We start from the raw sequence: 11,708 nt of genomic DNA, 5'->3' as shown, positions 1-11,708 counted from the left end.
GGGTTATTCGGCGCCATGGAGGGTGTACTGGGTCTTGGACAGGATATGGCCTTCCTGGTCGCGTACCAGGTAGGGCCTTCCCATGGCGTCGTATTCATAATAGGTGATGCGGCCGCGGGCGTCGGCGGCCGAGGTGGTGCCCAGCAGGGCATCGGCGCTCCAGCTCTGCATCAGGGCCGAGGCGGGATGCAGCCGGACTTCGTCCAGGATGGTATGGGCAGCCGTACCGGTAAGGCTCACAATGGTACCGGCAGCCTGCGGGGTAAACCGGATAATATACTGCTTCCAGCTGCCGATCTGGGCTGCCGGGGTAGCGGGTAAGGTTTGGGCTACGCCGCCGGCCACTACTGAAGGGGCTGCGCCGCTGACCCAGAAGGAAAGCAGGTATTCCCTGCCGGCTTGCAGGGCCCGGGTGCCTTCAAGGCGGTTGGCCGTATTGTTGGTACCATTCCACAGCTGCATGCATTTGCCCCCCGTCACGCCGCCACTACTGGTATTAGCGGTATAGGTAAAATTGGTAGTGTAAGGGCCGGCTTCAAAGCTGGTATAGGCCATATCGGCGTAGCGGCAGTTCACGGCCTCGGCAAGTTTCTTACCAGTGGCGGTATCCCATACCATGGCTTTGTACTGCTCCCCATCGGGCAGGTAAGTCTCCAGGGGATTGCCTTTGGCGTCGGCCTGCAGCACTTCGCTGGTCTTGCGGAAGTCGGGAAGGGTGGCGCCCTGGGTAACGGCATTGATCTTCAGCGGGGTGCTGTTCAGGGGGCCGGCGCCCAGGTAGCTGCTGTAGCTCAGCTGGCCTGCGGTCTGCAGGTTGTACAGGGTCTTGTTGCGGATACGGCTGTAGCTGCCGCTGCTGCCATCGGCGGCCAGGCCGGTAAAGTAGGCGTCCAGCAGCACGCCGTTGTCGGGCAGCGGGCCGGTGGTGCCGGCAATGCGCTTCCAGCGCTGGGTGGTTACCTGCCTTTCCAGGCCGGGCAGCGGGTCGTAGACGCCGGCATCGTAGTTGTAATAGTGGATGGTCTGCACTTCTTCGCCTTCGCTATTGCGGGTAACGATCGTCTTCAGGTTCTCGCGGCTGTCGTAGGTGTAGGCCATCGAGTCGTAGACCTGCCCGCCGTAGCTCATGTACTTGCGGATGATGGTGCTCTGCAGCAGGCTTTTACCGGTATAGGGAACATAAGGATCGGTAACGGCAATCTGCTCAACAGCCGGAAGTGTGCTCACCGGGATACTCAGCAGCTGGCCGTGCACATAGCTGCTCTTGGCGCCGCCTACGCCGGCGGCCAGGGCCGATGTGCTGTCCAGGGTAAAGCGGTAGCGGTTGCGGGTCTCCTGCACCAGGTTGTTCAGGTTGTCGTATTCCTGCACCAGCAGGGGAAGGCCTATTTCCCAGTCGCGCAGGTATTGCTTGTCGTTGTAGGGAAAGGCATAAAAAGGTTTGCCGCCGCCCACGACCTGGTAGCGGTTGATGGGCTGGCCGTTGTCGTTCACGTCCACGATATTGGTAAAGCGGGTCACCTTGCGCGACAGCTGGGCGCCGTTGTTGTCGGTCTGGGTCACGGTCACTTTGGAATAGCCGTGGTTGCTGTTGCCGACCAGGTGATGGGCGGTAAGGTAGGTATTGGTCCAGCGCTGTAAGGAATCGGGGCCCCAGAGGTATTGGTTATAGGAAAGGGGGCTAAAGAAGTAACCGCCGCTGAGGAACTGCTGGCCTTCTTCGTAGCTGAAGCTGGTGAGGCGGTAATTGCCGGCATGGTAAGGGTCGCTTTCCTTAATGCTGGCCAGGCAGAGGCCGTCATTGGCGTCCCGCCCCAGGAAATTATTCAGGTTGGCCGGTTGGGGGTTAAAGGTGTTGGCCAGGGTATTGTGAGGTGCATAGCCAAACTCCACGTAACCGCCGTAGGCATTGGTCACTTTGGTCAGGATACCGGCGCGGCCGTAGCTGAAGTCGGCGGTGCGGTCGACACCATAATAAAAATCACCATTGGCATTGCTGGCATTCAGGTGATACGGGATGCTCAGGTCCCCGCTGGGCTCAAGTCCCCAGCCCGTTGCCCGCCTGCCGTTGGCATAGCCGAAGTAGTCCTGCCCGGCGCGGAAGCGGGGGGCCATAGGCGTAGGATCGTAGGCAAAGCTGTAATAGGGTTCGCTGCTGAGCCCGTCGCAGCTCAGCAGGGTAATGCTGTTGAGCCGCAGTCGGTGCGTACGATAAGGGTACAAGCCGGTAATGGTATTGCAGGGGCTGCCCAGGGGCTTTTCCGTTACCTGGTTAAAGGTATCGGTAACAATATAGCTCTGGTTGAGCCGGTAGCGCAGGCAGCTGCTGCCGGTGGTGGCACCCACTTTGATCTCGGCCAGTGTAGGGGTCGGCGCACCGGTGCTGTTTGTTAAGCCGCCATTGTCGCAGCGCTGGTGCTGATCGTCATAGACAAAGTCGGCGCTCACACCGTTGGGATACATGATCCGGCTGATCAGTGCCTTGTAGCCGCTGCCGGGTACTTCACCAAAGGTGAGTGGGGCACTAGCGTTATTTTTCTCTACAGCCATATAAAGGGCATCCGCCCTTTGGCTGCTGCGGTATTGGTACTGTAGCTCGGTGCCGCCGGCAAGCACAATACGGCTCACTACCCAGCGGTCGACCTGGTCAAAGCGGCCGATCTCGTCGGGCCCCGACCAGTCATGCCCGGGGACAATGGCCTGGGCGCTGAGGGTGAGCATCTCCCACACGCGGTAATCGCCTTTGGTAAAATAATAACGGTTGCCTTGTTCGTCGGTCACCACAAATTCCAGCGACAAGGCGGCAGGGGGAACACTGCCGCTACCGGTAGCGGGTAGCGGCTGACCGTTGGAGAGCAGCTGTATTTTGACATTGCGATGCGGGTGGGTGAAGACCTGCCCGTTGCGCCCGAGCCGGAAGCTCAGCGACAGGCCGCCGGCCGACAGCACGAACTCGTCGCTTTCATGATCCCGGTACACACGGGGATCGGCAGCCTGCTGGGCGGTCTCCATATCCTGGGCCAGGCGGCCTTTTACCCGGGTGTAATACTGGGTGTTGCTGGTATAAATAGTATCGATGGTCATGGCCAGCTCATCGGGAAGGTCTTTTACCGTACGGCTGATGCTGCCTTCGGCGCGCAGGGTCCAGTGCATTCCTGCCACGGAAGCCAGCTCATCAAGCTTCACCCCCAGGGTATTGTAGCTGAGGCCGATGCCGTAGTCGGCGCCTTCGGTGCTGTACTGGAAAATGGGAATGTTGATGTTGGCGGTGCCGTCAAACAGGTTCGGGCTGTAAATACCCGACATCCCGCCGCCGCTGCCGGCGCCGCCGGGAAGCATCTTGGCATCGGCCTCGGTTGCTCCAAGCCCACGCTGGCTGAAAGCGGGCAAGGCAGGATACAGGCAAAGCAGCAGCAGAGCCAGGTACAGGCTTCGTGCTGCACACGGGCAATAAAGGGTCATAGTCATCTTCGGGCTTTAAAAGATCTGTTAAGATTTCTCAGCCACAAAGATGAAACTTTTTATCACTTCAATAACAAAAACAAAGATTTTTTTTTAAAATTAGATAAAAACAACATCCGCTATTCAAAAGTAGAGAAGGAGGACACAATGAAAAGAGGCTACCCGTATCGGGCAGCCTCCGGGCTCAATATTCTTTTACCTGCCGATCAGATATCGATCTTGGCGTATTTGGCATTCTTTTCAATGAAATCGCGGCGGGGTCCTACTTCTTCACCCATCAGCATCGCAAAGACCATGTCGGCTTCCGCTGCGCTTTCGATCGTTACCTGCTTCATAGCGCGGGTATCGGGATTCATCGTGGTTTCCCACAGCTGCTCGGCGTTCATTTCACCCAGGCCTTTGTACCGCTGGATGTTCACGCTGTCTTCCTTACCGTTGGCCAGCTTGGTCACCGCGGCTTTACGATCGTCTTCCGTCCAGCAGTAGATACCGTCTTTCCCTTTCTTCACCAGGTACAGCGGGGGCTGGGCCAGGTATACGTGACCTTGCTCTACCAGGGCGGTCATGTAGCGGAAGAAGAAAGTGAGGATGAGCGTGGCGATATGCGAACCGTCCACATCGGCATCCGTCATGATGATGATCTTGTTGTAACGCAGGCGGCTCAGGTTCAGCGCCTTCGGGTCTTCCGGGGTGCCTACGGTCACACCCAGCGCCGTATACATATTCTTGATCTCTTCATTTTCATAGATCTTATGCTCCTGGGCTTTCTCCACGTTCAGGATCTTACCGCGCAGGGGCAGGATGGCCTGGTAAGACCGGTCGCGGCCCTGCTTGGCTGTACCGCCGGCCGAGTCTCCTTCGACAAGATACAATTCGCAGCGTTCGGGATCTTTTTCTGAACAGTCGGCCAGCTTGCCGGGCAATCCGCCACCGGTCAGCACGCTTTTGCGCTGCACCATCTGGCGGGCCTTGGCAGCTGCGGCACGGGCCTGCGCTGCCAGGATCACCTTATCGATAATGATCTTGGCGGCTTTGGGATGCTCTTCCAGGTAAGCTTCCAGGATGCGGCTCACGCATACGTCCACTACCCCGCTCACTTCGTTATTGCCCAGCTTGGTTTTGGTCTGACCTTCGAACTGAGGCTCGGGCACTTTCACGGAAATGATCGCGGTAAGGCCTTCCCTGAAGTCGTCGCCGGTGATCTCTACCTTGGCCTTTTCAAACAGCTTGTTCTTATCGCCATAGGATTTGAACACGCGGGTGATAGCCCTGCGGAAGCCCGCAACGTGCGTACCGCCTTCAATGGTATTGATATTGTTGACGTAGGAGAAAATATGCTCGTTAAAGGAGGTATTGTAGGCCAGGGCCACTTCTACAGTCACATTGGTGGCTTCGTCGTGTCCTTCGGCATAAACCGGCTCGGGCAGCAGCGCTTCGCGCTTACCATTGTTGTCCAGCATCTGCACGAATTCGGTGATACCGCCTTCGCTGTAGAATTCTTCGCGGGGAATATCGCCGTTCTCTTCATCCGCACGCTCGTCGATCAGGGTAATGCGGATGCCTTTGTTCAGGAAGGACAGCTCGCGCAAACGGGCCGCCAGGATATCGCGATGGTATACCGTATCTTTAAAGATGGTACCATCGGGCTTGAAATGAACGATGGTGCCCGTGCGATCGGTATCGCCGATCTCGCGCACGGCGTATTTGGGCACCCCTTCGGCATATTCCTGCTCAAAGATCTTTCCTTCGCGGTGTACCGTTACATGCAGGGGATTGCTGAGGGCGTTCACACAGCTCACGCCCACACCATGCAGACCGCCGGATACTTTGTAGGTATCCTTGTCGAATTTACCGCCGGCATGCAGCATGGTCATTACCATCTCCAGCGCCGATTTACCCTCTTTCGTATTGATACCTGTAGGGATACCGCGACCGTCATCATCAACGCGGATCGAATTATCGGCATTGATCGTGACGATGATATTTTTACAATAGCCGGCCAGGGCTTCGTCAATAGAGTTGTCGACTACTTCATAGACCAGGTGATGCAGGCCCTTAATGCCGATATCACCGATATACATGGAGGGACGCTTACGCACCGCTTCCAGACCTTCGAGCACCTGTATGCTATCTGCTCCATATGCGGGTGTGGCGGGCGTTAATACTTCGTGGTTTTCTGTATTCATTGCAGCGTTTTAGGAAACGAATTTTGTTTGTTGGGTGGCGCTTTCCAGGGCAAAGAGGAGGAGGAATTCTTCCCTGAAAAACAATAGGCAAAGTTACAAAAATAAGGGCGCTTTATCAAAAGAAATTATACTTTATACACCCGTTTCCCACTAACGTTAAGTTAACAAATCCCTTAATTTTTTGCTAAAAATGGCATTATTTATAAATCCATTCCGATTTGCTTTTATTCGCTTTACATTTGCAAAAAACTCACAATTATGAAAAAACTGATTCTCGCCGGTGCCGCTTTGGCCCTGTTCAGCACCACGATCATTTCCTGCGGTGAAAACAAAGACGCTAAAACGGAAGAGGCAACTACTACCACTACCACCACAACCACTACTGAGCCTGCTCAGACTACTGAAACCCCTGCTTCTACTACAGCGGCTACAGACGCGCCTACTTTTTCCAACGAAGAAGTGAACAAAGGCCTGGCTGAATACAAAACCCTGATGGATGAGTACATGAAAGCCATCGAGAGCAAAGATCAGGCTAAAGTTGCCGAACTGGGCCAGAAATATGCTACCTGGAGCCAGGGCGCTGCTAACTGGGCTACCAAGCTGAAACCCGAAGAAGCGCAGAAATTCAGCGAATACATGCAGCAACTGGGCAAACAGTGGACTGAAGCGGCTACAAAAGCTGCGGCTGCACACTAAGCTTTCACTTAAAGGACATAACGCAAGAACCGGCCGAATGGCCGGTTCTTCTTATTAAAAGCGAAGTTGCAGCTACGGGCGCCGTAGTAATCGTTGCGGAAAGCCTGCGCACAGTAAAGCCTGTCGCCATAAGCCTGTATTTTTCAAAACATAAACGCTTACCGCAGCAGGGTTACATTGCCCTGCTTGTGCATCGTGGTGCCGTCGTAAAAGGTTACCTGCAGGATAAAAGCATAAGCATCCATATTCTGGGGCTTGCCCTTATAGGTGCCATCCCAGCCTACAGATTGGTTGCTGGTCTCGAATACCTGCTCGCCCCAGCGGTTGAACACGCGGAAGCTGAGGCTTTCGATACTGTAGCCTCTTACATAAAGGATATCGTTGGAACCATCGCCATTGGGACTGAAGCCGGTAGGCACATCGGCCAGGGGCTGCACTTCTGCCCGGATAGTACGGCATATTTTATCGGAGCAGCCCACATCGTTAAAGGCGGTCAGGCATACCTGGTAGTCGCCGGTGCGGTTATAGGTGTGCACCGGGTTCTCCTCCTCGCTGAAGGCATTATCGCCGAAGCTCCACTTGTACCGGGTAGCATCAGTCGACTGGTTGAAGAAGGAGGTGGGCACATTCCTTTCGGGTATGAGCGGCGCATAGCTGAATGCAGCAGTAGGATTGGGCTTCACGGTAACCGTTTGCTGCGCCGAGTCGGCCTTATTGCAGGTGAGCGGGTTGAATGCCCTGAGGGTTACGGTATAGGTGCCCGGGGCCGTATAGATATGCGCACCATCGGCCGTGGTGGCGGTACCGCCGTCGCCGAAGCTCCACTGGTAGGTATCACCGTTGGCTGTGGTATTGGTAAACCGCGCGGTATCGCCCATACAGAAAGCGCCGCCGTCGAATCCCGCATCGATGAATGCCTGGTTCACTACCACTGTTTTGATCACGGTATCGGGTGAATTGCAGGCTGCGGTATCGGTCATGATCATCATTACCGGGTAGCTGCCGCTGCCCGCATAGTTGTGGGTTCCGGGGTTCTGCAGCGTGCTGGAGGCGCCGTCGCCGAAGAACCACTGGAAAGTCGCCTGGCTGAGGGTATGCCCGGGCATTGCCACCGAGGTATTGGTCAGCACAATACGGGGATTGGTACAGGTATCGAGCAGGACGACATTAAAATCGGCCCTGATCGTATCGTCACTCACCACGATCTGCAGGGTTACGGTATCATGGGTTTTACAGGCATTGGGATTGATGGCTACCATTTTTACATGATATACGCCAGGATTGGTAAACACATGCGTGGGCGCCGTCGCTGTAGAATTGGCAGTACCGTCGTCAAAGTCCCATATGTAGGAGGTGGCATTGGTGGAGCCGTTGCTGAAGTTGACGGTGAGCGGCGCGCAGCCCGTTACATTGGGATTGGCGGCAGCCACCGCTTTTACACTGCCCAGGTTGAAGGCGATCTTCAGCGCGCCCAGGTTACAATTGCTGCTGCCCTTGGTCGTCGCATAGGCGCCGGAGGTAGCGGGAAAAGCCGCGCCGGGCCCACAGCTGGCACATATCGCCTGGTACACAACGCCATTGGGATCGAAACGGCTGGTACCGCCATCAACATGTTCGCCTTTGTTGGGGGAGCCGAAGAAGGAAGCGAACAGCAGGCTGAGGGCATTTTTACTCAGCACAATAAAATAAAAATCGTTGCCATCGGTCGTCGGCTGGAAAGCATCTATAGTAACCGGCATATTGAAAGTAGTGCTGCCGCCCGAAATGGTGCCGCCCCAGCCGGATATGTACACATTCTGACAGGTATCGACAAGGAAGGCTACCGGTGAAATATTGGGATGGGTCGCCGAACCGCTGCCGAATACCGTAGAATAGGTTGCCGTACCCAGCAGGCTGTCCAGCTTCAGCAGGAATTGCCGGGAGCCAGCATTGGAATAAACGCCGGCCGATACGGGAAAAGCGCCCAAAGTCTGCCCCATGGTATAAACACCGTTCTCAAGGTCCGTCTGTACCCCGAAACATTGATCGTAAGCACTGGTTCCGACGAAAGTAGCTTTCTGCAGCGTATAGGCGCCGCTGTTCAGGAAACGGCAGATATAGCCGTCGGCAAGCCCGCCCTGGTAGGTGCTTCGCCAGCCGGTAGCGGCAGCCGTCGTATGAAAATCATTGCTTTGCGTGCCGCCGGCCACATAGACATGCGATTGTGCCGTATCCAGCGCCAGGGCATAGGCAGCATCGCTGCTGCTGCCCCCGATATAGGTGCTGTACAGCATCGTGCTCAGGGTGGGATTCAGCTTGAAGAATACGCCGTCCTGCGGACCGCCCAGGCTGTTCTTGGCAGCAGTAGCGGTCAGCGGGAAATCGCTGGAACGGGAGCTGGCGGCTACATAAACATTGTTCTGGCGATCGACGATGACCTCGCTGCGGGAGTTGTCGCCGTAATTGTACTTCAGGGTATTGACGTCGGCAGAAAAATCGCTGTTGATATTGATCCCGTCGTCGCCGCTGCCGCCCACATAAGTAGACCCGATGAGCGCTGAACCGGCAGCGTTGAATTTGGTCACGATGATATCATAGTTATTGTTGTACAGGGGATCGAAGGCCCCTGCTGTTGTCGGGTAATTGGTAGAACGGGATTTGCCGGCGAGCACCAGCTCATTGGCAGCGTCGACCACGAGGCTATGCGGCATGTCGTCCTGGTCGCCGCCGATATAGGTCGAATAAATTAACCCGCTGCCGCTCGCATTGAATTTTGAGATGGCAATATCCCAGGTACCGCCGCCAAAGGTAGTTTGCAGGGGACCCAGCATCGGGTACCCGAGCCCGTTGGCGATACCGCCGGCATAGAGATTGCCCGCAGCATCATAGGTCGCGGTAAAGCCCCAGTTATCGGCAGTAGAGCCGGTAAGTGTCGCAAATACGATAGTAGGATCGATGATCAGGTTCTGGCTGTTGTCATAGCCTTTGGGAAAGCCGAACTGCAGCTCGTTCCCGTTCAGCTGGTAGCGGCAGGGCACTTCCTTCATTTCCCCGCCGACGTACTGGTAGGCATAAGGCGCCATTTCGGTAATCTCGCCTACCGAGGTTTTCAAAACGAGGTTGCCCTCCTTGCTGATCCGTATCCCATCCAGTCCTTCAAAGCGCAGCTTTATGCGGCTGACATCGCTGCCGGCGTAAACGATAAAGTCGTATTTGGCCTGACCTTTATCCGAGCTCAGGTGAAGATCGATGCCGGGATAAAGATCTTTATAATCGACATTGCCATACACGCCCACATTGCTTTTCCAGCGGGAGGGCTCATTGCCCAGGAAATAATTGTGATAATAGCTTTGCTTTTTGCTTCCTTCGGTCAGTGCATGTTCATTGGCTCCCAGCCATCGCATCCTGTAGCCGTGATACTTCAGCACCGGCGCCGCGGTCATATGTCCTTCCTTGTACTCATGGATCTTCGACGGATTGGTCTCATCGCCCACCAGGTAAGTAATACCACTTTGCTCCAGGTAGATATCGGCGCTGGGCGAAATGCCTTTGTACAGGAAAGGCTGCTCCCATTGCCCTTCGTTGAGAATAAAGAGCAATGGCGGCGGCATGTCTTTTTGCTGGGCAGCTGCCCGCCAGGCCATTAGGAAAAAGAGGGCAATAAACGTAAAGCTGCGATGCATCAATTAATGGAGCTTTTGGACCAATGAACTGAATAAAGTTAGCAAAAATTTAAATCGGGGGTAATGCTACAGACAGGAAAATAACATAAAGATGTTGGGGACCGGCCGTCGAAAACCGGACCGGCAGGGATACCTGCATACACGCCGCAAGGCTCAGATGTATTTATTTTGCTTGGCCGCCCTGATAGCGTCTGCTCTGGAATGCACGTCCAGCTTGGCATAGATATTTTTCAGGTGGGATTTGACCGTCTCCAGGTCAATAAACATTTCGGAAGCAATACGGCTGCGGGTCTTGCCGTCGGCGATCTGCTCCAGTATTTCCGTTTCCCGGCGGGTAAGCGGCGATTCCTGGCTCCGCTGGAACGAATGCACCACCATCCGTGCGATATTGGCGCTCATAGGACCACCGCCGTCCATCACCTCGCCCAGCGCCTCTATGATCTTGCCCGGCGCCGTGCTTTTGGTCAGGTAGCCCGAAGCGCCCTTGCTCAGCGCATCGAATACCGTCTGCTGGTGATCGTATACGGTAAGCATAATAATATAGACCTCTTCTACCACAGCCTTGATACGGGGAATCGCTTCCAGCCCGCTGATTCCGGGCAGCTCGACATCCAGCAGCACCACATGCGGATCGTCGGCACGGATACCTTTCAGGGCCAGCTCCGCAGAAGCGTAGCTGTTGACGACATGATAGCCGGGCGCTTCATTGATCAGGTAGGTGTATGACTCCCTGATGGTCGTATCGTCTTCAATAACAACAACGCGGATATCCGAATTTTGGGTAGTAGTGCTCATAAAACAGGCTGTTTCCCTGGGCGATTTAAGGCTGCTCAAATTTACTGCGTTTTTGCCAGAGACGTAAACAGGCCGGCACTGTTTTTTTCCAGCGCCGGCCTGTATGCTTTATCGTCCTTTTCCTCAGAGCGAGTCGATCTCTTGCTCTACTTCTTCACGGGTCTTGCCCAGCTTTTGCTGCAGCTTGCCGTAAAGCTCGTCTTCCTTGCCCTCCACGTACAGCAGATCATCATCGGTAAGATCGGCGTATTTCTGTTTCAGCTTGCCTTTCAGCTCGTTCCAATGGCCTTTCAGTGTTTGCGCGTTCATAAGCTTGTTTTTATTTTTTGTGAATCAAAATATTCCCGTGCACAGGAATGATAAAAACAGGAACCACACGCTGAAGTTCGCCAAAGGCCTTGTAAGCTTATGTTAACCCTCTCCGCCGATGGTCGCGATGCATTTCAGCTCGATGGCGATGGGCGTAGGCAGCGAATTGATCTCCACCGTGGTACGGCAAGGTTGGTTATCCTTAAAGTACTCGGCATAAACCTTATTGTACACGGCAAAGTCACGCTTCATATTGACCAGGAACACGGTCACATCGACCAGCTGGCCCCAGCTGCTGCCGCTTTCTTCCAGCACGATGCGCACATTGTCGAATACGTTCCGGCACTGGGCCTCGAAATCGAATTCGAGAAAATTGCCGTTCTTATCGAGCTTCAAACCGGGAATTTCATCGCTCACCGTGCGGGGACCGATCCCGGAAAGGAACAGCAGGTTGCCTACGCGGCGGGCATGGGGGTATAAGCCAACCGGCTTGGGCGCTTTATCGGTAGATATTTTTTGTGACATGCCGCAAAGATAAAAAAACAAGGTTATCCCCGGCGACATACTAAGTCCGGCACAATAGAAGTTATTGAAGTAA

The 11,708-nt window shown here is 54.9% G+C and carries 7 protein-coding genes; 1 reads left to right on the top strand and 6 read right to left on the bottom strand.

The genetic code is table 11. The features are described from left to right. Positions 1-3: 3 nt before the first annotated feature. Positions 4-3,468 carry an RHS repeat domain-containing protein gene (locus DZC79_RS01710; protein WP_157976851.1) on the bottom strand — a complete coding sequence of 1,155 codons (3,465 nt, stop codon included), beginning with the start codon at positions 3,466-3,468 and terminating at the stop codon, positions 4-6. A gap of 200 nt (positions 3,469-3,668) precedes the next feature. Next, positions 3,669-5,648: a DNA topoisomerase (ATP-hydrolyzing) subunit B gene (gene gyrB, locus DZC79_RS01705; RefSeq protein ID WP_118949807.1), complete on the bottom strand. Its 1,980-nt coding sequence runs from the start codon at positions 5,646-5,648 to the stop codon at positions 3,669-3,671. A gap of 258 nt (positions 5,649-5,906) precedes the next feature. On the opposite strand from gyrB, the gene DZC79_RS01700 reads away from it, so the two are divergent. Then, on the top strand, positions 5,907-6,344 hold the full coding sequence (locus DZC79_RS01700) for a hypothetical protein (RefSeq protein WP_118949806.1): 438 nt from the start codon (positions 5,907-5,909) through the stop codon (positions 6,342-6,344). A gap of 158 nt (positions 6,345-6,502) precedes the next feature. Here DZC79_RS01700 and DZC79_RS01695 read toward each other — a convergent pair whose 3' ends face one another. From DZC79_RS01695 to DZC79_RS01680, 4 genes are all read right to left on the bottom strand, one after another. Continuing rightward, entirely contained in the window at positions 6,503-10,006 is a 3,504-nt protein-coding gene (locus DZC79_RS01695; protein ID WP_118949805.1) for a gliding motility-associated C-terminal domain-containing protein, read from the bottom strand. A gap of 153 nt (positions 10,007-10,159) precedes the next feature. Continuing rightward, positions 10,160-10,801: a response regulator gene (locus tag DZC79_RS01690; RefSeq protein ID WP_118950010.1), complete on the bottom strand. Its 642-nt coding sequence runs from the start codon at positions 10,799-10,801 to the stop codon at positions 10,160-10,162. A gap of 123 nt (positions 10,802-10,924) precedes the next feature. Continuing rightward, entirely contained in the window at positions 10,925-11,110 is a 186-nt protein-coding gene (locus DZC79_RS01685; protein WP_118949804.1) for a CsbD family protein, read from the bottom strand. Between the two features lie 102 nt (positions 11,111-11,212). Continuing rightward, entirely contained in the window at positions 11,213-11,635 is a 423-nt protein-coding gene (locus DZC79_RS01680) for a RidA family protein (protein ID WP_118949803.1), read from the bottom strand. Positions 11,636-11,708 lie beyond the last annotated feature (73 nt).

This window comes from Taibaiella helva, from assembly GCF_003545695.1.
Taxonomy (GTDB): Bacteria; Bacteroidota; Bacteroidia; order Chitinophagales; family Chitinophagaceae; genus Taibaiella; species Taibaiella helva.
The sequence above is the reverse complement of the archived record's forward strand: the minus strand, read 5'-3'. Positions and strand labels throughout refer to the sequence as shown.